Below are 22,485 nucleotides of genomic sequence, written 5' to 3'. Positions count from 1 at the left end.
GCACAAGAACGGTGAAAGTTTTTGCCGGAGTTCGGTGCAACGCTGACGATGGTGGGTGTGATCGCCTAAGCGGTTGGCGCGGTAGGGGTTTGGGATGCGGCGGCGAAGGCGTAATCTTGGGGTTGAGCAACGACCGATGGGAAGCTGTCGGGGCCGCTGAAGTCTCCTCTTGTGCTAACGCTTGTGCCGCTGCCGCGCCGATGGCTGGGCAGCGGAAGGCGCGGCATGCCAGTCTTTTCGACGCGCACGTGGTTGCTCGAACGAGCGGCCGGGTTCGGCCATCGAGGGCTATTACGCGGAGAAGGCGCCGCGGGTGTGCTGTTCGAGTCGCTGTGCCAGGCGTTGCAAGTCCTGGGAGCGTCGTCGGGCGAGTTCGGCGACGCGCGGCGCGCAGTGACTTGGCACATTGCCGACGACGTCGTCCCATTCGATGTCGTCATCGAACGGAAACTCCAGCCACCGCAGCAGTTTTCGGCCTGTTTCGGAGAAACGCAGCGACGGATCTTTGCGCAGTTGCTGCAGCATCTCCGCAGTGATCACCCGCTGCGAAGCTTGAGTTTGGGTATCGGACCGCTCGGCGGGTTCGGGTGTGGCCGTCGAACGCCGCGCCGAGCGGCGCAGTGGCACCGGATTCTCGCCACAGTGCAGTCTCTTGCGCACATCTTTGGCGGTGGTGACCGAAATGCCCGCTGCCACAGCTACTTTCCGCACCGAGGCGGTGGGGTCGGCAGTGAACATCTCGGCGGCGCGTTGCCGGCCCTGCGGCCCGGACCGATGCCGGACGCCGTTGCGAGCAATCCGACCGGTCGACTGTGGAACTTCCACAGTCGACCGCCTTCGGATGGCCGAGACGGTCTTTGGCGAGACCCCCGCGATGGCGGCGATCGCTCGATCCGACCAGTCCGGATACGACAGCAGAATCCGGAGCGCGGCGGCTTTGCGCTCGGCCAGCGACAGCGGCAGGCCGTGCGCCGTATTCAGCTTGACCGCCAGCACGAACGCTTCCTCGGGTCCGCCGTCGAAAAATACTGCGGCGATGGTCTTTTCACCGCGCAGCCGAGCCGCGCACAGTCGATGCCAGCCGTCGACAACCTGCATCGTCGCGCGGCGCACCACGATCGGCGCCAGCGCGGTGCACGATTCGGCGAGTATGCGGGTGTGATCGGTGTTCTCGCCCGCCGTGCGCGGTGGCGAATCCGATGGCAGTAGCTCACCGATCGGCAGTTCGACAATCTTCGAACAGTACGACGGCGAGCCCGTGAAGTTCGGTGCGGAGAGTGTTCCCGCCCGGGACGAACCGGCATTGCCCCCACTGGTCATAGATTCCCCTCCCGGGTTTCACATGCTTCCGATACGCCGCGCAGCCAAGTGCAGTCACGGCCACGGCGCAGGCAATCCGGTATCGAGTCCCACTTCAGGGTACTAGCGGCGCCGCCACCCTGGCTCCCCCGATCGGGGGTACCGCATCACAACGCCCATGCAGGTCATCGCCCTCTATCACGACCCCCTTCCGCATCGCCGCAACCCCGACAACCCCTCCGGCGACGCCCCACTCGGGACGACACACCGACTCTGAAAGCTACCGCATGGAATCACTTAGGGGGTACGGAGTGGCGCATCTGCGACGGGATTCCCGAAGGTATACCGGAGGCCCGGCGCGCCCGATTCCTGTTCCAGTCAACACGGCCGGTGCGTTCATGAGCTTCTCCGGTTGCGAGTCGGCTAGTGGGGTTCGGTGGTGGTGATTGCTTTGTCCAGTTCGGTGCTGATCACCGGCCAGGAGGTGTGGCCGAAGTTGGCGTGGCTGCCTTGGGTTTCGGTCAGCCAGAGGTTGTTGGTGCGTTTGTCGAGTCCGTCGATGAGATAGGGGGCGTCGTCGGGGGATTGGAATACTTGAAGTACCGGAACTTCGAGGTAGTCGTAGGCGGGTGTGGTGGCCAGCCGGGTGGGCATGTTCGCGCGGTAGATCGAGACTCCGGAGACCAGATCGGCCTGGGTGAGGTTGATCGGTTCGTCCCCGCCGAGGGCGATAGCGGCGCTGAAAGCCGCTTGGTCCAAACCGGTTCCGGCGAAGAGTTCGGGCAGGATCGGGGTGGACATCGCGGCGAAATAGCTCAGTTCGGGCACCGCTTGCACGAGTTGTGCTGGGTCACGGCCGGATTCGAGTACCGCGTAGTGCTCCAGGTCCAGGCTGGGTGCGCCGATGGAGCTGAGTGACGCGATCCGTCCGGGATGGCGGAAGGCGTATTCGGACATGATGTAGGAGCCCCAGCCTTCGGTGTAGGTGTGTACCACGTGGCCCGGGGCGGTCTGGTCGATGACCGCGCCGAATTCGCCGGCCAGGTTCTCCAGGCTGTTGAGTCGATCGTCGAGGTCGTGTCCGGACAGTCCCTCGCCGCGGTGGTCGTAGCGGACGACGTGGTATTTGCCGGCGAGTGCGCGGGCGGCGTCTTCGAAGATCGTCGAGTCTCCCGGCCAGCCACCGGTGGTGACGACGGTAGGCGCCTGGTCCGCGCTGGGCCCGTATTCATAGATCGAGATGGGGATGCCCTGGTATTCGGCGAAGCTGTGCCGTGGCTGCTCGGCAAGTGGGTCCGCGGTCGCGGGAACGACTGCGGCGGAAGCTGTTACGGCGACCGCGAGAGCGGCGACGACGAGGGTCTTGCGCGCGATTTTCGATGGTGTTGCCGACATGGTCCACTCCCATCAAACTGCTTGGAACTTCCAAGCTTATTGAGAGAGGATGCACCCGTCGATCGCGCCGTGTCAAGGTTTGAATATCCAAGTAGTTTACTGGGAGCTTCAAACTACCCCGTATGCTGGGGTTGTGGCTGACGAACTCTCCGAGCGAACATTGGGTTACCAGCTGATCGCCCAGTTCCAGGCGGCGTCGGGGCAGCTGGGCGCGGCGGTGGCGGACGCGCTGCGTGAGCTCGATCTCACCGAACCCTCCGCGAACCTGCTCTGGCTACTCGATCCCGACGCCGACCCGCCCTCGATGAAGGAGCTCGCGGGCCGCCTCTACTGCGACCCCTCGACCATCACCTTCATCATCGACAAACTGCAGAAGCGTGGATTGGTCGAGCGTCGCCCCGGCGCACGCGATGGCCGGGTCAAAGTCGTCGCACTGACCGAGACCGGCATAGCGCACCGCCGCAAACTCATCCAAGTCGTCACCAACCGCTCCCCGATGAGCCGGCTGACCCTGCGGGAGCGTCGGCAGCTCCACCGTTTGCTCGAAAAGGCCGTGGGGACGGCGTAACTCGGCGAGGCCACCTCTGAATCCTGGTCGGCCGCCGTTCAGCGGGGTTTGCCGGAGAGGCGGGCTAGGACGGCTAGGCCGGTGTCGCGGATGAGGCCGTCGAGGTCGTCGATGAGTTCTTGGACCTGGGCACCTGCGGTGCGGAAGTGCTGGGGGGTGGGGTCGGGGTGGTCGAAGACTTCTTCGAGGTGGTGCAGGCGTAGGCCGACGTCGAAGAGGTGGCGGACCAGGCGAGCGTCGACGTCGGCGAATTCGGTTGTGTCGAGGGGCAATTCGGCTTCGAGACGCAGTGACTGGCGAGGTGTCCGTTTCCGGGGCGGCGTACTGATGGGTCCACCGGGGTGCGACGTAGCGGCCATCGGAGTCTCCTGGTCCGGTCGAATCGTGGCGACCGGTATACATCCGTGGCACCTTTTCGACTCACGGACACACGGACCCCACCTTACTCCCACTCAGAGCGGATAGCTATCAGTCGAGGCGGGACTCGGTGAGTTCGCCGCTGAGCGGTCTCGATCACGTTGACTTTCAAGTGAATTCATCAGGTCGGCGGGATGTTACGCAGATCATATGATATGAAGTCCAGAGCAATATGCTACGGTTCTCGTACTATATGACTCTCGAATGGACCTCATCATGTACCTAGTGACCGGAGCGACCGGCATCATCGGACGCCCACTCGTCGAAGCACTGCTATCGGAAGGCGTCGAGGTTCGGGCTGTGACCCGCGCTCCAGCGGACGCCGGTTTCCCCAGTGGCGTGGAAACTGTTGCACCCGAGGCGATTCGATCGGCGATGCACGGTGTGCACGGGCTTTTCGTCCACCCCCGCGCCGCCGGAAACGATACCGAAAAACTCCTGCGCCTGGCCGCCGACGAGGGCGTGCGAAAGGTGGTCGTCATGTCGGCGATCAACGTCGACGACGACCCCGACCACCAGCCCTCGCGCTGCAACGGCGACCGTAACACCGAGGTGGAGCGTGCCGTCACGGACAACGACCTCCCGTGGGTTGCGGTGCGGCCCAGCTCTTTTGCGATGAACACGCTCGGGATGTGGCGTGCTCAGGTCGCACTCGGCGACACCATCCGAGGTCCGTACGCCGGCTTCGCCGGGGCGGTGATCCACGAACGTGACGTCGCCGAGGTGATCGCCCGTGCGCTAGTGGACGATTCGCTGCTCGGCAGAAGAATCCCCATCACCGGACCAGCGGCCCTCAGGTTCGACGAGATGGTGCCGATCGTCGGCGCGGCGATCGGTCGACCGCTGCGGTTCGAGGAGGTCCCGGCCGACCTGGCGGCCGCAGCCATGATCCGAAATGGCCTCGACGAGCGGTTCGTTCGGGCCTTGATGGCGCGCTACCAGCGCGAGCTGGCGCGGCCGGCGACCGTCAGCACCGAGATCGACACGATCCTTGGCCGCCCCGCCCGCACCTTCGCCACCTGGGTCGCCGATCACGCGGGGGCATGGTCATGAACTACGCCCGCTTCGCCAGTGTGCTGTTCGCCGGGCTGTTCGCCGGATTCCTCACCGGCGTAGCGATTCTGGAGCTTTCCCTGCGCGGCTTCGATGGCACGGTCTACACGCAAGTCAGGCTGGTCGAGCTCGATTCGCTGGACAAGCTGGCCGTTGTCACGCTGCTACCCGCGGTGCTGAGCACGGCGGTATGGGCCTACCGAACGAATACCCGATGGCCGGTTGTGTCCGCACTCGCGCTACTCGGCTTCGTCTTCGGCCTCACGCTGCTGATCAACCTGCCGATCAACGCCGACCAGCTCGCATGGGACGCCCAGTCGCCGCCCGCCGACTGGTCCGAGGTGCGGGACCGCTGGCAGCTCGCGCACGCCGTGCGAACGACCGCCGCGATTCTCGCCTTCGGCATCCTGGCCTACACCGCGTCTCGGCCCAGCCGAGCCGATAGCGGCAACAGGATCAGCGAGCGACGTGGCCGCTGAGCCGTTCATGCCGTTCTCGCGACGCCGGATTGAGCCCGATGATCTCCACGTGCTTGCCCTTGGCCCGGTATTTGTGGGTGATGGCGTCGAGGGCGGCGACGGTGGAGGCGTCCCAGATGTGGGTGTCGCTCATGTCGATCACGATGTGGTCCGGGTCGCCGACGTAGTCGAACTGGGTGACCAGATCGTTGCTGGAGGCGAAGAACAGTTCACCGCGCACCTTGTAGGTGCGGATGTCGGCGCCGGGCACCGGGGTCACCTCGGTGAAATGGGCGACGCGATGCGCGAAGGCGACCATGGCGGTGAGCACGCCGACGATGACGCCGATGGCGAGGTCGGCGGTCACCACGGTGACGACGACGGTGAGCACCATGACGAGGGTTTCGGCGATCGGCATGCGCCGCAACGTCTTCGGCGCGACCGAATGCCAATCGAGGGTCGTCACCGACACCATGATCATGACCGCGGCCAGCGCCGCCATCGGAATGCGCGCGACCAGATCACTGAGTGCGACGACCAGAATCAGCAGGAAGACGCCGGCCAGGAAGGTGGAGATGCGGGTGCGCGCGCCGGCGATCTTGACGTTGATCATGGTCTGGCCGATCATGGCGCAGCCGCCGATTCCGCCGAAAAAGCCGGTCACGATATTCGCCACGCCCTGTCCCCAGGATTCACGGGTCTTGTTCGACGGCGAGTCGGTGATGTCGTCGACCAGGCTCGCCGTCATCAGCGACTCCAGCAAGCCGACCAGGGCCATCGCGAGCGCGTAGGGCGCGATGATCGCGAAGGTGTCGAGCGTGAAGGGGACATCCGGGAACATCAGTGTCGGCAGGCTGGACGGCAGCGCACCCTCGTCGCCGACCGTGGGCAGATCCAGTCCGAACACCAGGGCCACCGCGGTGAGCACGGCGATCGCCACCAGCGGCGCGGGCACGACGGTGGTGAGTTTGGGCAGGAATACGATGATCAGCAGTCCGGCCGCGACCATCGGATAGACCAGCCACGGCACCCCGAGCAGATGCGGCAGCTGAGCACTGAAGATCAGAATCGCGAGCGCGTTGACGAATCCGACCATGACGCTGCGCGGGATGAACCGCATCAGCTTCGGCACCCCGGCCACGCTCATCGCGATCTGAAACACCCCGGCAAGCAACACCGTCGCGATCAGATAGTGCAGCCCGTGGTCGTGCACCACCGGCGCGACTACCAACGCTGTGGAACCCGCCGCCCCGGAGATCATCGCGCGCCGGCCACCGGTGATCGCAATCGTGACCGCCATGGTGAACGACGCGAACAGTCCCACCTTCGGATCCACCCCGGCGAGGATGGAGAACGAGAGGGCCTCCGGAATCAACGCCAGCGCGGTGACCAGACCGGCCAATACCTCGATGCGCAACCGCGTCGGACTGCGCAGTGCGGACAGGACAGTCCCCTCGGCACTGCTCGTTCGTTGCGCGGTGGTCACGAGGGGCGCTCCGTTCATGATCGTGCCCCACTGGACACAACCGAGCGAGCAAGGTCGGGTCGGGGGAGAGGACGGACCCTCGAGGAAGGATCTCGGGCGGCACCGGCCAGGCGGCACTGCCCGTGCGTCGGTGCTCAGCTATCGCTCAGCACGAACAACCGTACTCGCCGCCCATGGCCGAGTGGCAAGCCGAGACGGCCCCGACGTGGCCTACATCTCAGCGCCGGTCAGATCGTCTCCCAGGCGAATCCGTCGGGATCGGCGAACGGAGTGGCGTTGCTGACGATGGCGAAGCGGTGCGAGCCGGTGCCTTCCTCGGGGACGCCCGCGTCCTTGGCGGCGGCACGGCGGCCGTACAGGGCGAGTTTGATCGCCGAGGCCGGGGCATCGAACTCGACGTACTTGCTGCCGAAGCTCTTCGCCACGGTCAGGCCGCGGTCGGCGTAGAACTGCTTGGTCGCCTTGACGTTGTCCACGCCGAGCAACACGACGACATCGTCGACCTCGCGGGTGGCGGGGCCGGTGTCCTTCTTCGCGGAGGTCGCGATCTTCCAGAGGGCACCGTCCGGCGCCTGGATGACCCCGCCATAACCCCAGAAGCTCTTCTTGGCCGGCTTCACCGTGCTGGCGCCCGCTTCGAGTGCGGTGCCGATGAGGCTGTCGACGGTGCTCGGCTGCGACACCACGAGCGACAGGATGTAGCCGCGGAAACCGCTGGTCGGCGCCTCGGAGGTGCGGAAGCGGAGCTTGTCGCCCAGACCGAACGCGGCGGCGTAGAAGGCCGCGGCGGCGGTGGCGTCGGGGACCTCCAAGAGGACGGAGTCGATGGTGATCTGTTCAGTGGTGGTGTTCATGGCACTAACGCTATGTGCCGGGTAGTGCCCGCCGCTTCTCGATTCCTGACCGGTGTGCCGAGCCGGTTGCGGACGTACCGGGTACCCAGTTGCGGTGGCGGTGGAAACCGCGCGGAGCTGCCACTAGCGTGGGTGGGCGCGAACGGAGTCCGATAGCTGGGAGTGGGTTTGTCGACATCGACGATCGAGCACACCGAAACGTCGTCCGCGCCGACTGTGCCCCGCAGCATCGCGCCACCGGTGTGGTGGGCGATCGTGCTCGCCGGGGTGGTCGCGGGTGGCTACTACCTGGTGCAGGTGCTCGAGCATCGGCAGGTGATGCTGCACCTGATCGACCTGAGCGTCTATCAGATCGCCGGCGACCGGGTGAGTCACGGGGTTTCGGTCTATGACAGTCCACTGCTCGGGAACACCCGCGGCGTCTGGGAATTCGTCTACACGCCGTTCGCCGCGGCGCTCTTCGTGCCACTGCGTTGGCTGCACGGTGACCTGTATACGTTCGTCGGCGGCTTCGGCAATTTCGCCATGCTGGCCGCGACCTGCTGGGCGGCACTGTCGATGCTCGGCTACCGGCGAGAGCCGCGGCTGGCGATGGCGGCCGTGTCCATCGCCGGCTTGCTGCTGTGGTGCGAACCCATCCGCCAGACCATGGCGTTCGGTCAGATCAATATCTTCCTGCTGCTGCTCGTGATAGCGGATATGGCGCTGCCCGACACGTCGCGCTGGAAGGGTGTGCTGACCGGTATCGCCGCCGGTATCAAACTGACTCCGGCCTTCTTCGTGCTGTACCTGCTGGTCACCCGCCGCTATCGGGCCGCGGCGACGGCGGTGGGCACGGGTGCCGCGACTCTCGTACTCGGTTTCGCCGTGCTGCCGAAGGATTCCGTGACGTTCTGGGGCGGCGCCTTCGTCGACCCGGCCCGCGTCGGCGTGCCCGCGAACCTGTCCAACGAATCGCTGCGCGGCATGATCGCTCGCTCCGTCGGAGTCGAAGGCGCGCACCAATTGCTGTGGCTCGCAGGCGCGGCCGCGGCGGCGGCGACCTGCCTGTACCTGGCGCGGCGGTTGTCACAGACCGGCCGCGAACTCGCCGCGGTGGTGTGCGTCGGTGTCACCATGACGGCGGTCTCGCCGTTCAGCTGGGTGCACCATTGGGTTTGGCTCGCACCCCTTTTGATCTGCCTGGGTGACCTGGCGCTGCGCCGCGGCGGTCTCGTCACACCCCTGGTTTTCCTGGCGACGGCCCTCGTCACCTCCGGCGGTGTGCTCGCCTTCCTCGATCCCACCCTGGTCAGCATCTTCGACTACGCCGCCCGCGCCCATCCGACCGTGCTCTATCGCAATGCCTACATCTGGCTCACCGTCGCACTGCTCGTGGGCACCGCCCTCGCGCTGCGCCGATCGATGGGCACCGAGCAAGCGCGTGCCGTCCCGTCGACTGGGCATGGGCGACAACCTCAGTCGCCCACCGGGGCCAGTGAAAGGTTCCAGAAGTCGGCGTAGCGTCCGCCGCGCTGCAGCAACTCTTCGTGGCTTCCTTGCTCCACGATCCGGCCGCCGTCCAGGAACACGATGTGGTCGGCGCGGCGCACGGTGCGCAGGCGGTGCGCCACCATGACCACGGTTCGGCCGGCCATCAAGCGTTCAATTCCTTCGTGCACGGCCGCTTCGTTCACTGGATCGAGGGCGGAGGTGACCTCGTCGAGCAGGACGATGGGTGCGTTTTTGAGGAGAGCCCGGGCGATCGAAACGCGTTGGCGCTCACCGCCGGACAGTAGTGCGCCGCCTTCGCCGACGTTCGTCGACCAGCCTGCGGGCAGTCGCTCGATCACTTCGTCCAGTCGTGCGGCGCTGGCTGCTGCGCGCACCTCGGACTCGTTGGCGTCGGGGCGGCCGAGGCGCACGTTCTCCTCGATCGTGCCGTCGAAGAGGTAGACATCTTGGAAGACGATGGCGATTCGTGCCATCAGCGCCTCGGTGCTGATCGAGCGGACGTCCACCCCGCCGACACGCACCGCGCCCTTGTCTACGTCGTAGAACCGGGCGAGTAACCGGAGCAGCGTGCTCTTACCCGCGCCGGATGGTCCGACGATGGCGAGCCGCTGACCTTCGGGCAGGGACAACGACACGTCGTCGATCAGGGTGCGGTTGTTCTGTCGGAAGGTGATCGACGCGAACTCCAGGTCATGGGTCACCGGCTGGATCGGGTCGTGGGGTTCCGGCAGTGGTTCGGTGCGCAACACCGTGTCGAGCCGGACCAGTTCGGCTCGCGCGCCGCGCAGTTTGCCGCCGATGTCCGACAGCGACAGCAGCGGATCGGCGCAGCGGGCGGCGAGCACCATGGTCGCCAAAAGCTCTGCGGCGCCCCGGGTTCCGCCGAGGGCGAGGTAGGTTCCGAGGATCAGCAGCGCGGTGAACATCGCCTGCACGGCGAAAGCGAGGCCCACTGCGCCGGGCAGTGCCGCCAGTGTCGAACGGCGGGCCGCACGCTGGACTTCGCGCAACGAGTGGTCGAGCAACTCGAAGCGTTCCCCGGTCCGGCCGCCGGCCCGCAGCACCGGTTGCGCCTGGAGGAATTCGATGACCCGCCCGGACGCGGTGTGGCTGCGTTCGGCGGCCTCGGCGTCGGTGACGGCCATCGAGCGGGCGGTCCAGATCTGGACTGCCACAACGACCGGAGCGGCGACCAACGCGGCCAGGCCCAGCTGCCAGTGGAAGGCGAGCAGCACGACAACGATTGTCAGCGGCGTCACCGAGGCGGAGACGATCGGCGCCAGCAGATGTGCCGCCACGCTCATCGCTTGCAGCAACCCGCGGCTGGCCAGGCCGGACACCTCCCCGCCCCGGCCGCTGCTGTACCAGCCGATGGGCAGGCGGGCCAGGTGATCACCGAGCCGGTGATACATCCCGCGCAACAGCGTGGCACCGACGCGGAAGCCGGACAAGTCACTGCGATAGCGCAGGATCGCGTAGCCGGTGACCGCTGCCCCGAACGCGATCAGCCAGGGCCACGCGTCGGCGGGCGTGCTGCCGAACAGTGCCCGCAGCACGGGAATCAGCAGTGCGTAGGACAAACCTTCGACCACCGCGGTGATCGTCATCAGCGCCACGGTGCGACGCATCGGCCGGGCATACTCGTTGCCCAGCACCCGCAACAGCATTCGAATCATCGGAGCTCGTCTCCTTGTGGTGCGCCACCCTCGATCGCGCAGTGGTGGGATCGCCAGAACTCGGCGAACTTTCCGTTCTGTGTCAGCAATTCGGCAGGCCTGCCACGCTCGACGATCGCGCCGTCGGACAGCACGACGACCGTGTCCGCGTCGGCGACCGTCTCCAGCCGGTGGGCGATGACGAGAATCGTGCGATCGCCCGCCAGCGTCGCCAGCGCGCCGCGCACCGCCTGCTCGGTCTGTGGGTCGGCGAAGGCGGTCGCCTCGTCGAGCACCAGCACCGGCGCGGCGGACAGCAGTGCTCGGGCGAGCGAAACCCGTTGCGCCTCACCGCCGGACAGTTCGACATCGGTGCCGATCACCGACTCGTAACCGCGCGGCAGTTCGAGAATCCGCTCGTGAATGTTCGCCAGCCGGGCGACCCGGACCACCTCGTCGAGGCCGGCCTGCGGTACCGCCAGCGCGATATTGTCCGCGATCGAGGCGCGCAGCAGACGAACATCCTGGAAGACGAAGGAGACGGTCCGGTAGAGCTCCCGGCTACCGAGCTCGCGCAGATCGACCCCGCCCAGGATCACCGCACCGTGTGTCGGGTCGAAGAACCGCGGCAACAGCTGAACCAGCGTGGATTTCCCACTGCCCGACGGCCCTACGATCGCGGTGACCGTCCCCGGCTCGAGCACCAGATCGATGCGGCGCAGCACCTCGTTGCCGGGTTCGTAACCGAATCGAACGCCCCGCAGTTCCACCCGGTGCCCGTCCGGTGTGGCCGGATGCGCGGGCTCCGGAAGTGGCTGCACCGCAAGCACATCCTTGATCCGGCCGAGTGCCCGCCCGGCGGTCTGCATGTCGTCGAACCCGTGGCCCAGCGCGGCCACCGGCGCGGTCAGGCCCAGGCCGAGCAGCAGGAAGGGCAGCAGGTCGGCGGGGGTCATCGAGCCGTTCGTGACCAGCGCGGTACCGCCGATCAGCACGACGAGCAGTACGAACGGCGGCGACAGCGCCAGCTGCATGCCCGCCGCGATAGCGGAGACGCCGCGCACCCAGCGCAGGAAGGTGTCTACGAAGTCGTCTGCGGCGGTGCGGAATCTACTGTGCGCGCGCCCGGATCCGCCGAAGGCCTTGACCACCGAGATGCCTTGCACGAACTCGACGACCGAGCTCGCGATCCGCCCCATCGCCGTATCGAACTCCGCCTGCTCACGCTGCCGGGCCGGCGTCATCATCAAGGGCACCAACGCGATTGCCAGCAGCACCGGGATGAGCGTGATCAACGTCAGTCGCCAGTCGATGGTGAACAGGTAGATCAGCGACACCAGCGGCACGACGAACGCGGAAACCAGTTCGCCGGGCGCGTGCGCGATGAACGGGTGCACGGCGCTGACATCCTCGCCGACCACCTTCGCCAGCTCACCGGTGCGGCGCTGGGCGAACCAGCCGATCGGCACCCGGCCGAGTCGCGCGGCCAGCTGCCTGCGCAACGACAACTGCACCTGACTGTCGAGCAGGTGCCCGAGGCCGGACGAGGCGGCCGTGAACAGCAGCCGGACGAACAAACCCGCCGCGCCCGCGAGCACGACGGTCCAGACGTGACCATGCTCGATCGGAGTGGGCGACAAAAGGATTCGCCCCAGTTCGATGACCGCGAGCAACGGCGCCAGGCCCGCGACCGCGCCGATCACCTGAAGGATCAGCACGGCGGCCAAACTCGTGAGATGTGGCCGAAGCAGCTTCGAAATGCTGGGGCCCGCTGCGGAATCGGCATCCGGTGGTGGTGTGGACTGCTGCCTCGCCTCGGCAAGGTCGATCGCGGTCATCGTGCTCCCGTTCGGTTTCTATACGCGTATAAATAACGTACCTCGAGTGTCCGCGCCAGGCCACAGATCCCCCGTTCGCGCGGGTCGACTCGGCGAAGTTGATAACTTCCCCGCAGGAGAGAGGGGCGACCGTTGACGGATGCAGACCAGCAGCGTTTGGTGCACGAGGAACAGGCAGCACTGGATCGACTGTTCACGCAGAGCGGGGACCTGGGCGTGGTCAGCGCATACGGCCCGCACCCGGATCAGGTGACGGAGGTATTCGGCGAACCCGGACCCACCGTGGTTTTCGTGCACGGCGGCTACTTCCGGCCCACCATCGATCGAACCCACGCGCGCCCGGTCGCCCGCGCCTTGGCCGCGGCTGGTGCGCAGGTCGTGCTGATGGAGTATCGGCGTACACCCGGAGACCCGATGACCGCGGTTGCGGACCTGGACCTGTTGGCATCGCGCTTGACCGAGCCGGTGCTGTGGATCGGTCACTCCGCGGGCGCGGCGCTGGCGCTGACCCGGGCTTTCGAGCGCCGGGCTGCCGTCCTCGCATTGGCGCCGGTCGCCGATCTCGCACGCGCTTCCCGGCTGAACCTGGGCAACGGCGCGATCACGGAATGGATGGGCGGAACTCCCGAACAGCAGCCGCGCCGATATGCGGAGCTGGATCCGCAAGTGCGGCTGTCGTCCAGGCCGCCCGGTGTGCTCCTGGTACACGGCAGCGACGATCAGACCGTGCCCGTCGCGTTCAGTCAGGACAGCCCGGCCGAATCGGTGGTGCTCCCGCACACCCACCACTTCGATCTCATCGACCCCGAGTCCGCGGCATGGCCCGAGGTTTCGGAACTGGTGCGCTCAGCCTTGCACCGGCTGCCCCGCGAGCGCTGAACTGGCCGGCTGGTGCCCGCCCGGTCATCGGAGCCCTTCGGCGCGGCGCGAAGGTCGGCCCGATGGCGCGGTGAAATACGGTGTTCCTACGACGGCTAACGACAACGACGCAGGGAGACACATGCCGAGTCGGCAACCAACCACCTCGTTGACCAGCGCGGACGCCTTGGACCAGCTGGAAACGCGCTACCAGCAGTCCGTCGCCGCATTGCGCGATGCGATACGCATCTTCGTCGAGAACGGCACGGTGCCCGACGACGCCGCCCGGGCCGACGGCTTGTTCGTCTATCCCGAACTGCGCATCAGCTGGGACGGCGACGCGCCGACGAAGAACCGCTCCCGCGCCTGGGGCCGTTTCACCAGACCGGGCAGCTACGCCACCACGGTCACCCGCCCCGACCTGTTGCGGCATTACCTGACGGAACAATTGGAGATGATCGAGGGCGATTACGACGTGCGCATCGAGGTGTCTCCGTCCCGGCAGGAGATTCCGTTCCCGTACGTCATCGATCGCACCGAACTCGCGCTGGACAGCTCGATGGCCGCGGTGATGGCGCGATATTTTCCCACCACCGACCTGGCCAGCATCGGTGACGAAACCGCCGACGGCATCTTCAATGCCATCGATACGCTGCCGCTCAGCCATTTCGATGCGCTGCGAACCGATTTCTCGCTGGCACGGTTGCAGCATTACACCGGAACGCCGGTGGAGCATTTCCAGCCGTTCGTGCTGTTCACCAACTACACCCGATATGTCGATGAGTTCGTGCGCTGGGCGTGCGCGCAGATCGCCGACCCGGACAGTCCGTACGACAGCCTCTCGTGCGCGGGCGGCACTGTGATCGATGCCGAAACCGTCGGCGCGGCAAGCACTTCGGATGTCGCGTGGAAGAAGCATCAGATGCCCGCCTGGCATCTGCGCTCCGCCGACCGGCGCGGCATCACGCTGGTGAACATCGGCGTCGGGCCGTCGAACGCGAAGACCATCTGTGATCACCTCGCGGTGCTGCGCCCGCACGCCTGGCTGATGATCGGCCACTGTGGTGGCCTGCGGGAGAGCCAGGCGATCGGCGATTACGTGCTGGCCCACGCGTACCTGCGCGACGATCACGTGCTCGATTCGGTACTGCCGCCCGACATTCCGATCCCCAGCATCGCCGAGGTGCAGCGCGCGCTATACGACGCCACCAAGATCGTGAGCAACATGCCGGGTGAAGCGGTGAAGGAGCGGTTGCGCACCGGTACCGTCGTCACCACCGACGATCGGAATTGGGAGCTGCGGTACTCCGCGTCGGCGCTGCGGTTCAACCTCAGCCGCGCGGTCGCCATCGATATGGAGAGCGCCACGATCGCGGCGCAGGGTTATCGATTCCGAGTCCCCTACGGCACACTGCTGTGTGTCTCGGATAAGCCGCTGCACGGCGAGATCAAACTGCCGGGCCAGGCGAACCGCTTCTACGAAGGCGCTATTTCCGAACACTTGCAGATCGGTATCCGCGCGGTGGAATTGCTGCGCGCCGAGGGGGATCGGCTGCATTCGCGCAAGTTGCGCACGTTCAACGAACCGCCCTTCCGGTAGTCGCGGCTCAATCCGTCAGCGTCTCGGGTGCGGGAACCGGTGGTGGCGTGCTCGCGATACGCCGCCGCCAGTTCCGGTGTCCAACGCCGGGCGGTGCATACGTGGTCGAGGATCGGGCGGTGGACCGCTGAGTGATTGGGCCAGGCCCGGGTCGGTGGTTGTGCGGCACGTCGGGTGCGGGCGTGGCTGATCTGGTCCGCCGCCCACCTGGCGGCCGATCGGCTTCCATTGTGATCCGATGTGATCGGGGCGTGATCGTGCTGTGATCGCTTGTCTCGCTGTTAATCAGCCCTCAACTCGATTTTAGAATTCGACTTAGAACTCGTGGGTTGCGGTGCCGAGTTCTACCCTCGAATGCGGGATCAACAATCTGGTGGCACCGACGAGCAAGGCCACCCGACCAACGTTGCTCGGTGGTCCCGATAGGTAGCTCGAACTCGGCAGCACCGAGCCTGTGCCTTTGGGGGACAGGCGATCCGACACGCGATCGACCACTCCGAAAGAAGCGTCTCATGGGTAAGCACAGCGCACCTAGCAAAAATCAAATGCCGGCCCGTTTGGCAATTTTGTCGACGGCAACGTTGATCGGCTTGGGCATCTCGGCCAATACCGGTGCGGGACAGGCTGTCGCGGAATCGACGACGACCACGACTGCCAACCCGAGCGATCACGTGGCCAAGGTTCCGGCGAAGCGGGTCAAGGCGGCGAGCGGGCAGCAGGTCAGCAAGCAGACCGGTCAGCACAGCCACACGGTTCGTGCCGCGAAGCCGCCGAAGAAGAAGCAGCCCGGCGCGGGCAAGCCGAAGGCCAAGCCGGCCCCCTCGCAGGATCCGTTGGCGCTGCTGAACAGCGGCAGTGCCGCGCTCGGCGGGCTGGCCAAGAGCCTCGAGACGGGCAGTGCCGCCATCACGCCGCTGGCGAAGGCGCTCAGCACCGGCAGCTCGGCAGTCACCGGTAGCGCGGCGTCCGGCAGCAAGGCGGCAGGCGGGCTGGCCCCGCTGCTCGGCCTGCTCACCGGCAGCGCCTGATCCCGAGCGCCACGCGGCGGCCAACCAGCAACCAGAAGGCATTTCATGGGTAAGCACAGTGCACCGCGAAAGAGTTCGCCTTTTTCGCCGGCAACAATGCTCACATTGTCCACCGCTTTCGGAGTATCAGCTTTCGCTGTGACTATTGCTGGAGCTCCTTCGGCCTCGGCGGGCCCCGACGCGCCCGCCGATGAGGTGATCAGCCTGACCAACGCTGCACGCACCAAAGCCGGCTGCTCTGCTTTGAAGTCCGACAAGCACCTCACCGAAGCCGCGCAGGCCCACACCAAAGACATGGCGGCCAGCGGAAACCTGGACCACAACTCGTCGAAGGGCGATCCGGGTGACCGGATCACCGCGGCGGGCTACAAGGCGCAGACCTGGGCAGAGAACATCGCCGAGGGGCAGACGAGTGCGTCCGAGGTCGTCGATGCCTGGATGAACAGCGAGGGGCACCGCGCGAACATCCTGAACTGCGGGTTGAAGGACATCGGGGTCGGCTACGCCAAGAACGGAGACGGAACCCCGTACTGGACCCAGGATTTCGGTGCGTCCAGTGAGTCCGACAAGGACAAAGACAAGGATAAAGAGAAGGACAAGGACAAGGAGAAAGACAAGGGTAAGGAGAAAGACAAGGACAAGCCGTCCGGTGGCGACAAGGAGAAGCCGTCCGGTGGCGAAAAGGACAAGCCCTCCGACGGTGGCGACAAAGACAAGCCGTCCGGCGGTGGCGAAGATAAGCCCTCCGACGGTGGCGGCGAGGACAAGGCGTCCGACGGAGGCGACAAGCCTTCCGATGGCGGAGACGACACGTCCGAGCAACCTTCGGAGGAGGTCCCCTCGGAAGGCGAGGGCGACTCGTCCGAGGATCCCTGGGGCGATGGTTCGGACGAATCTTCTGATGGTGAGGGTGATTCGTCCGAGGAACCTTCGGAGGACGGCTCCGAGGTCCCCTCGGAAGGGGAAGATGATTCGGCCGAGGACCCCTGGTCCGACGGTTCGGACGAATCCTCCGACGACGCGGGCGATTCGGCTGAGGATCCCTGGGGCGACGGTTCGGACGAGTCTTCGGATAACGGAGGTGATTCGTCCGAAGACTCTTGGGGCGACGACTCGTCCGATGACGGGGGAGATTCGTCCGAGGACTCCTGGGCCGAGGATTCGGACGAATCCGCTTACGGCGCAGGCGATTCCCCCGAGGATTCCTGGAGTGACATCTTCTCCGACGACGCGGGCGAAGGAGCCGGCGACGGCGCTTCCGACGGCTTCGACTGGTTCTCGAAAGACGGCGGCGACTCGTCTTTCGACCCGTGGAGCAACGGATTCGACGCACCGACAGGTGACGGCCTGGACGCCCTCACCGGCGGTGGCGACGCCTTCGGCGGCCTCGGCGACCTGCTCGGCGGACTCGGCGGACTCGGTGAGTCCGGCGACGCGTTCGGCGGACTCGGCGACGCCCTGGGCGGACTCGCCGGTGCGGGCGAAGGCCTCGGGGCACTGGCCGGTGGCTGGTAGCTAGTACCCCGACTCGATCGCCGAACAGGGTTCCTTCCACCCTGTTCGGCGATCACGCGTTTATCAGCCGAGTTCGGCGAGCTGGGGGNCGCGCTGCCCGAGTCTCCGCCGGTCGGGCCGATGACGGTGGGTTCGTTCGGCGGCGGGCCGACCGAGTGGCGGATCCTGACGGTCCGCGTGCCGGACGGCACCACCACGGTGGGGTTGCCGCTCAACCAGAACTACGCGACCGTGGCCACCCCCGGCATGGTGGGGGTGGTGGGCGGGCGGGGTGGGGGGGATCTGGTTGTAGTCACGGCCGACGTCGTCGCAATGGCGGCGCAGTACGTCGAGCTTGTGGGCGACGTCCGCGGGGGAAGAGGCGAAGAGGTTGCAGGCGTCGCCGTACTGGGCGACCAGGCGCAGCGTCTTGCGTTCGCCGCCACCGCCGATGAGCACCGTGGGCCGGTTGATCGGCTGGGGCGAGCAGAGCGTCTCGGCCAATTGATAGTGCTTGCCGTCGAACGGCCCGTTGTTCGCGGGATCCCACATCTGCCGGCAGATGCGCAGCGCCTCCTCCAGCCGCTCGAACCGCTCGGCGATCGGCGGGTACGGCACGCCGAGTCCGTGGTGTTCGCGCTCGAACCAGGCGGCGCCGATGCCGAGCGCGGCCCGGCCACCGGAGAGCACATCGAGCGTGGTGACGATCTTGGCCAGCAGGCCGGGGTGCCGATAGGTCACGCCGGTGACCAGCAGGCCGAGTTCGATGCGCGAGGTGTGCGCGGCCAGGAAACCGAGCGTGGTGTACCCCTCGAGCATCTTCGACTCCGCGGGCAGGCCGGTCGGCTCGATCTGAAAGTAGTGGTCCATGAAGGACAACCAGGTCGCACCGGACGCCTCCGCCGCGGCGCCGACCCTGGCGAGTTCGCCGGCGATCGCCGTGCTGCCCCCGTCGATGTCGAATATCGGAAGATGAAAACCGAGCTCCATGGCACGATCCCCTCGTAAGTCGGCAACGCAGACTCCTCACGCTACGACCTGGAGTGCACTCCAAGTCAAGTGTGCCGGACCCCCGCCGCAGCGCCCGTATGCCACGGTTCAGTGGTCGGCGAATGTACGTTCGTAGATGTTCCTGTCCCTGGGAGCCGGTCGACGAGGAAGTAGGTGCGATGCACTGGGACCAGATGACCGCCACGCCCGACGAGCTGCACGAGCACGCCACGCGGGTGCGCCGCGCCGTCGGGCAGCTCGGCGTGCTCGAATCGATCATCACCGCGGCAGACGGCCCGTGGCTCGGCGCGATGGACGCCGACGGACGCGGCGCGGCGGAGCTGAAGATGCACCTGGCCGGGCGTTATCGGCTCACCGTCGTGGTGACGAGTGCCGGAAAGATCAGCCTGGTGCAGATGAACGCGCCCGCGGCGGGGCAGGCCGGCGAGCGGGTGCTCTCGTCGAAGCCCTCGATCCGGCGCGGCTGGGACGACACCGAGGAGATGCCCAAACAGCCCGATTGGCTCGACTACGTGGTGAAGTGGGTCCGCACCGCGAGCGAGGACGTGGACCGCCGTGCCGTCGTCGAATGGCGGCTGACCGGAGCCGATCTGAAACTGGCCGCGATGAACGACACCATCGACAGCATGCGCGCCAGCCTGGTGGAACGGGAGCAGTTGCGCGACGAACTCGCCGCCGAGGTCGTAGACCTGCGGACCGAACTCGACGCGCTCGGCGCGCGGGAGTAGGGAGACGCGCCGCGCTGGAGCCGCGGCGCGTCCGGTCGAGACCTACTGGGAGAGTTGCTTGATCAGCCGGTAGAGGAACTCGCGGCTGGCCTCGAGGCCGGCGATCGGCGCTCGTTCGTTCACGCCGTGGATGCGACCGGCGTCGGCGGGCACCATGAACAGACCACTGATCCCGTACATCGGAATCCCTTTGCTGCGAGCGTATTTGCTGTCGGTGGCCCCGGTAGACATGAAGGAGCTCACGGCGGCGGTGGGGAACATTTCCTTCGTCAGCGACGTGATGGCGGACATGACCTCACCATTGGTCGGCGAGATCCCGCCTGCCGGATCCACTTTGGGGGTGATGGTCAACTTGGGCTCGGCGAGTGCCGCCCGGAATTGCTTGTCGATGTCGTCGGGATTGTCCTCCGGCAGGATTCGGCAGTTGACCGTGGCCTTCGCCGTTTGCGGCAACGCGTTCTCGGCTTCGCCCGCCGCCAGCATGGTGGCCACACAGGTGGTGCGCAGCTGGGCGTTGTAGTCGGGTGTCGCCGAGAGTCGATCCAACGCTTCCGGACTGGGATTGCCCGCGGCGACCGCACGCATGTCTTCGGCTTCCTGCCCGCTGCGCTGCGCCGCGAGCGCGCGGAAATTATCCCGGGTCGGGTCGCTGATCGAGGCTGGGAAACGATGCGCGGCCAGACGATTCAACGCGGACATGAGGGTGTAGATAGCATTCTCGGGTGTCGGCACCGAACTGTGCCCGCCTGGTGCCTTGGCCTCTACCTGATAAGTGGCGTAGGTCTTTTCGGCCACCTGCACGCCTTGCAGCGCGGGCTTTCCGTCGACGAGCAGCGCCCGGCCGCCTTCATTGAGGCCGTACTCGGCGCTCATCAGGTCGGATTTGTTCTCCATCAACCATTTTGCGCCATTGTCTTTTCCGGCCTCTTCGTCGGCGGTCAAGGCGAGCACGATGTCGCGATTGGGCTTGAATCCTTCGCGCTTCAATTGGATCAGATCGGAAATCAGAGCGGACACCATCGCCTTGTCGTCGATCGATCCGCGGGCGGCGTAGAAGCCGTCCACCTCGGTCAGCTTGGCCGGATCGGTGGTCCAGCCGTCTTCCCGTTTGGCCTCGACGACATCGAGATGTCCCAAGAGCAACAACGGTTTACGCTGCCCCGATCCGGTGAATCGCAGCACCAGGTTGCCCTTGCGCGGTACCGGCTCGAAGATCTGGATGTCGGATTCGGCGAAGCCGGCGTCGAGCAGCCGTTGTTTGACCGCGTTCGCGGCCACCGTCGTGCTGCCGGTCGAGTGCGTGGTATCCGTTTCCACCAATTGTTTGTAGATGTCGTGGAAGAGTTTCGTATTGTCTTGCGTCGTAACGCTCGACGAGCTGGTCGAAGAGTTCGAATCGCTCTTCGGAGTATCGGAGTTGCAGGCTGTTGCGGTGAGGGCCGCGATAAGTCCCAATGCGGCCACCGAAATGAGAGGATTGCGGCGACTTATATTAGACACGCTAAGAATTTAGCACGAAGCGGGGTTGCGTGTGCCCGGAACGAGTAAGCAGGTCCCGCGAGTTCTGTTGTGCACCGGGTGGTTCGGCAATTAGATCCGAGTCACGTCATATTTACCGACGCTGAGGTTTATCGGTGCGTCGAGCCGCCGCCCCGCAACCAGCGGGCCGTCGGCGTGGACAGCGTCAACAGCAGCGTCAGCACCAGCAACACCAATCCCGCGACCATCGACAGCCCGGTGGTGCCGTTCGGGCTGTCGTAGTGGAACCGGACGGGTACCAAACTCGCGAGAAAGCCCGCAGACCCGAGAACCACCATGGCGCGACCGAATCGCTTGCGGGCCAACAGGAGAACCGCGCCGCCGATGAGCAGGAATGCCGCACCCGCGGCCGCGGCACCCCCTGCGGCATACGGGGCTATGTCGAGGTCCCGATAGCGGAGGACCCCGCGGACGACATGTGCCCGCGGATATGCGACGACCCAGGCGGCCCAGCAGCCGAACAGGAGCGCGAGCACGCAGGCCGCGAGCGCGGTGCCGCGACCGCTCGGAGTTCGCCGATCGGGCTGCGGCGCGGGGGTATGGGCGGCAACCGGTGTCGCCGTCGCCTGGCCCTGACCACGCGGCGACGAACTCTGGCCGTGCGGCGACTGGTCTCGACCGTGCGGCGACTGGCTCTGACCATGCTGATTGACCGCTGTCGGCGCCACCCGAACGGGTGCCACGGCGGTTCGAGCGGGCGCCGGTCGGCCGTGCCGGGACTCCCACGCCGCCGAGGTGAACTCCCGGCAGCTGCCGAATCGTTCCTCGGGTCGTTTGGCCATCGCCCGGAAGATCACCTCGTCCAGCATCGGCGGCGCATCGGGGCGCGCGGCGCTCAGTCGCGGCACCGGTTTGCTGATGTGCCCGGCGACGACCTGGCCGGGATTGGTCGCCGCGAACGGCGGGTGGCCCGCCAGCAGTGTGAACAGCGTGCAGGCGAGCGAATACTGATCCGAGCGGTGATCGACCTTTTCGCCGGAGAGCTGTTCCGGGGAGGCATAGGCGAGCGTGGCATGGAAGGTGCCGCTAGAGGTGAGCTGGGTATTGGAGTCGAGCAGCCGGGCGATGCCGAAATCGGTGAGCACCGCGCGTTCCGCGCGGCCGGTGTCGGGGGCGGCCAGCAAGATGTTCGCCGGTTTGATGTCCCGGTGCAGCACGCCACGGCTGTGCGCGTAGTCCAGCGCGGCGCCGGTCTCCGCGACGATGCGCAGGGCGCGATCGATCGGCACCTCACGCGGCGTCAACCGGGCGGCGTCGGAGCCGTGGATGTATTGCATGGCGATCCACAGGTGCCCGTCGTGCGTGCCCCGATCGTGAATGCCGACGATCCCCGGATGATCCAGCCGCGCAACCACATTGGCTTCCTGCTCGAACCGCCGCCGCAGTTCCGGATCGGCGGAAACCTCACGGTTGAGCAGCTTGAGCGCGACCCGGCGGGGTAGCCGAGGGTGCTGCGCCAAATAGACGGTGCCCATCCCACCCCGCCCGAGCACACCCTCGATGAGGTAGTCAGCGAACGACTCGTTCACTTCGAGCTGCTGCACCACGCCTACCCCTACTCCCTTCGAACACGACGATCCGCTGAGGAGTTAACCACCCTCGCCGATAACCCGCACCCAGCCAATTCGCTGCCCACCACCGCGACGACGGCCGATTCGGTGCCGAATCGGCCGTCGCAGTGGCGCTCCATGCGCCGTGTTCAATGGCAAG

18 protein-coding genes and 1 pseudogene are annotated in these 22,485 nt (G+C 66.3%); 9 read left to right on the top strand and 10 right to left on the bottom strand.

The genetic code is table 11. From position 1 onward, the window contains the following. Nucleotides 1–291: 291 nt before the first annotated feature. Nucleotides 292–1,320, bottom strand: coding sequence for a ParB N-terminal domain-containing protein (locus tag DBO33_RS34315; protein ID WP_107658744.1), 1,029 nt, complete (start codon nt 1,318–1,320; stop codon nt 292–294). A 402-nt stretch (nt 1,321–1,722) separates the two neighbouring features. Further along, nucleotides 1,723–2,694 carry an alpha/beta fold hydrolase gene (locus DBO33_RS34310; RefSeq protein ID WP_107658743.1) on the bottom strand — a complete coding sequence of 324 codons (972 nt, stop codon included), beginning with the start codon at nt 2,692–2,694 and terminating at the stop codon, nt 1,723–1,725. Nucleotides 2,695–2,827: 133 nt separating this feature from the next. Between DBO33_RS34310 and DBO33_RS34305 the strand changes: the two genes are divergently transcribed. Then, nucleotides 2,828–3,262, top strand: a complete 435-nt coding sequence (locus DBO33_RS34305) for a MarR family winged helix-turn-helix transcriptional regulator (RefSeq protein ID WP_159080666.1) — start codon at nt 2,828–2,830, stop codon at nt 3,260–3,262. A gap of 38 nt (nt 3,263–3,300) precedes the next feature. On the opposite strand, the gene DBO33_RS34300 is transcribed toward DBO33_RS34305, so the two are convergent. Beyond that, nucleotides 3,301–3,534, bottom strand: coding sequence for a hypothetical protein (locus DBO33_RS34300; RefSeq protein ID WP_107658741.1), 234 nt, complete (start codon nt 3,532–3,534; stop codon nt 3,301–3,303). Between the two features lie 349 nt (nt 3,535–3,883). Here DBO33_RS34300 and DBO33_RS34295 point away from each other — a divergent pair, with 349 nt between their 5' ends. Continuing rightward, complete coding sequence (locus DBO33_RS34295; RefSeq protein ID WP_325050771.1) at nt 3,884–4,732, top strand: SDR family oxidoreductase; 849 nt, start codon at nt 3,884–3,886, stop codon at nt 4,730–4,732. Next, nucleotides 4,729–5,211 carry a DUF1772 domain-containing protein gene (locus DBO33_RS34290; protein WP_199856840.1) on the top strand — a complete coding sequence of 161 codons (483 nt, stop codon included), beginning with the start codon at nt 4,729–4,731 and terminating at the stop codon, nt 5,209–5,211. Before DBO33_RS34295 ends, DBO33_RS34290 begins: the two co-directional genes overlap by 4 nt. Here DBO33_RS34290 and DBO33_RS34285 read toward each other — a convergent pair. Both DBO33_RS34285 and DBO33_RS34280 read right to left on the bottom strand, forming a co-directional pair. Further along, the gene (locus DBO33_RS34285) at nt 5,189–6,694 is read right to left on the bottom strand and encodes a SulP family inorganic anion transporter (protein WP_107658739.1); all 1,506 of its coding nucleotides are present in this window, start codon (nt 6,692–6,694) and stop codon (nt 5,189–5,191) included. The genes DBO33_RS34290 and DBO33_RS34285 overlap by 23 nt on opposite strands. A gap of 209 nt (nt 6,695–6,903) precedes the next feature. Further along, the gene (locus tag DBO33_RS34280) at nt 6,904–7,530 is read right to left on the bottom strand and encodes a VOC family protein (RefSeq protein WP_107658738.1); all 627 of its coding nucleotides are present in this window, start codon (nt 7,528–7,530) and stop codon (nt 6,904–6,906) included. Nucleotides 7,531–7,698: 168 nt separating this feature from the next. Between DBO33_RS34280 and DBO33_RS34275 the strand changes: the two genes are divergently transcribed. Next, nucleotides 7,699–9,033 (top strand): glycosyltransferase 87 family protein, encoded by a 1,335-nt coding sequence (locus DBO33_RS34275; protein ID WP_234391203.1) that lies wholly within the window; start codon nt 7,699–7,701, stop codon nt 9,031–9,033. Here DBO33_RS34275 and DBO33_RS34270 read toward each other — a convergent pair. After that, on the bottom strand, nt 8,988–10,700 hold the full coding sequence (locus DBO33_RS34270) for an ABC transporter ATP-binding protein (protein ID WP_107658737.1): 1,713 nt from the start codon (nt 10,698–10,700) through the stop codon (nt 8,988–8,990). The two genes, DBO33_RS34275 and DBO33_RS34270, sit on opposite strands and share 46 nt — an antisense overlap. After that, complete coding sequence (locus DBO33_RS34265) at nt 10,697–12,517, bottom strand: ABC transporter ATP-binding protein (protein WP_107658736.1); 1,821 nt, start codon at nt 12,515–12,517, stop codon at nt 10,697–10,699. Before DBO33_RS34265 ends, DBO33_RS34270 begins: the two co-directional genes overlap by 4 nt. A gap of 132 nt (nt 12,518–12,649) precedes the next feature. Between DBO33_RS34265 and DBO33_RS34260 the strand changes: the two genes are divergently transcribed. The 4 genes from DBO33_RS34260 (at nt 12,650) to DBO33_RS43685 (ending at nt 17,518) form a co-directional block, all read left to right on the top strand. Next, nucleotides 12,650–13,396, top strand: coding sequence for an alpha/beta hydrolase (locus DBO33_RS34260; RefSeq protein WP_199856839.1), 747 nt, complete (start codon nt 12,650–12,652; stop codon nt 13,394–13,396). A gap of 121 nt (nt 13,397–13,517) precedes the next feature. After that, the gene (locus DBO33_RS34255) at nt 13,518–14,975 is read left to right on the top strand and encodes an AMP nucleosidase (protein WP_107658735.1); all 1,458 of its coding nucleotides are present in this window, start codon (nt 13,518–13,520) and stop codon (nt 14,973–14,975) included. Nucleotides 14,976–15,520: 545 nt separating this feature from the next. Further along, nucleotides 15,521–16,003, top strand: coding sequence for a hypothetical protein (locus DBO33_RS34245; RefSeq protein ID WP_159080665.1), 483 nt, complete (start codon nt 15,521–15,523; stop codon nt 16,001–16,003). Nucleotides 16,004–16,141: 138 nt separating this feature from the next. Further along, on the top strand, nt 16,142–17,518 hold the full coding sequence (locus DBO33_RS43685; protein ID WP_199856838.1) for a CAP domain-containing protein: 1,377 nt from the start codon (nt 16,142–16,144) through the stop codon (nt 17,516–17,518). Between the two features lie 270 nt (nt 17,519–17,788). Here DBO33_RS43685 and DBO33_RS34235 read toward each other — a convergent pair. Continuing rightward, a pseudogene (locus tag DBO33_RS34235) lies at nt 17,789–18,487 on the bottom strand (LLM class F420-dependent oxidoreductase); the annotation flags it as partial. 179 nt (nt 18,488–18,666) lie between these two features. On the opposite strand from DBO33_RS34235, the gene DBO33_RS34230 reads away from it, so the two are divergent. Next, nucleotides 18,667–19,236, top strand: a complete 570-nt coding sequence (locus tag DBO33_RS34230) for a hypothetical protein (RefSeq protein ID WP_107658732.1) — start codon at nt 18,667–18,669, stop codon at nt 19,234–19,236. Nucleotides 19,237–19,278: 42 nt separating this feature from the next. Here DBO33_RS34230 and DBO33_RS34225 read toward each other — a convergent pair whose 3' ends face one another. Together DBO33_RS34225 and DBO33_RS34220 are read right to left on the bottom strand one after the other, a co-directional pair. After that, on the bottom strand, nt 19,279–20,700 hold the full coding sequence (locus tag DBO33_RS34225; protein ID WP_107658731.1) for a M20/M25/M40 family metallo-hydrolase: 1,422 nt from the start codon (nt 20,698–20,700) through the stop codon (nt 19,279–19,281). A 164-nt stretch (nt 20,701–20,864) separates the two neighbouring features. After that, complete coding sequence (locus tag DBO33_RS34220; RefSeq protein WP_234391201.1) at nt 20,865–22,322, bottom strand: serine/threonine protein kinase; 1,458 nt, start codon at nt 22,320–22,322, stop codon at nt 20,865–20,867. Between the last annotated feature and the right edge of the window lie 163 nt (nt 22,323–22,485).

Origin of the sequence: Nocardia suismassiliense (genome assembly GCF_900269665.1) — a bacterium.
Classification (GTDB): Bacteria; Actinomycetota; Actinomycetes; order Mycobacteriales; family Mycobacteriaceae; genus Nocardia; species Nocardia suismassiliense.
The sequence above is the reverse complement of the archived record's forward strand: the minus strand, read 5'-3'. Positions and strand labels throughout refer to the sequence as shown.

What these genes read in the sequence shown, in the direction of transcription:
- DBO33_RS34315 (WP_107658744.1), bottom strand. Translation starts at nt 1,320, where the DNA reads ATGACCAGTGGGGGCAATGCCGGTTCGTCCCGGGCGGGAACACTCTCC.
- DBO33_RS34310 (WP_107658743.1), bottom strand. Translation starts at nt 2,694, where the DNA reads ATGTCGGCAACACCATCGAAAATCGCGCGCAAGACCCTCGTCGTCGCC.
- DBO33_RS34280 (WP_107658738.1), bottom strand. Translation starts at nt 7,530, where the DNA reads ATGAACACCACCACTGAACAGATCACCATCGACTCCGTCCTCTTGGAG.
- DBO33_RS34285 (WP_107658739.1), bottom strand. Translation starts at nt 6,694, where the DNA reads ATGAACGGAGCGCCCCTCGTGACCACCGCGCAACGAACGAGCAGTGCC.
- DBO33_RS34265 (WP_107658736.1), bottom strand. Translation starts at nt 12,517, where the DNA reads ATGACCGCGATCGACCTTGCCGAGGCGAGGCAGCAGTCCACACCACCA.
- DBO33_RS34290 (WP_199856840.1), top strand. Translation starts at nt 4,729, where the DNA reads ATGAACTACGCCCGCTTCGCCAGTGTGCTGTTCGCCGGGCTGTTCGCC.
- DBO33_RS34270 (WP_107658737.1), bottom strand. Translation starts at nt 10,700, where the DNA reads ATGATTCGAATGCTGTTGCGGGTGCTGGGCAACGAGTATGCCCGGCCG.
- DBO33_RS34230 (WP_107658732.1), top strand. Translation starts at nt 18,667, where the DNA reads ATGCACTGGGACCAGATGACCGCCACGCCCGACGAGCTGCACGAGCAC.
- DBO33_RS34245 (WP_159080665.1), top strand. Translation starts at nt 15,521, where the DNA reads ATGCCGGCCCGTTTGGCAATTTTGTCGACGGCAACGTTGATCGGCTTG.
- DBO33_RS34255 (WP_107658735.1), top strand. Translation starts at nt 13,518, where the DNA reads ATGCCGAGTCGGCAACCAACCACCTCGTTGACCAGCGCGGACGCCTTG.
- DBO33_RS34295 (WP_325050771.1), top strand. Translation starts at nt 3,884, where the DNA reads ATGGACCTCATCATGTACCTAGTGACCGGAGCGACCGGCATCATCGGA.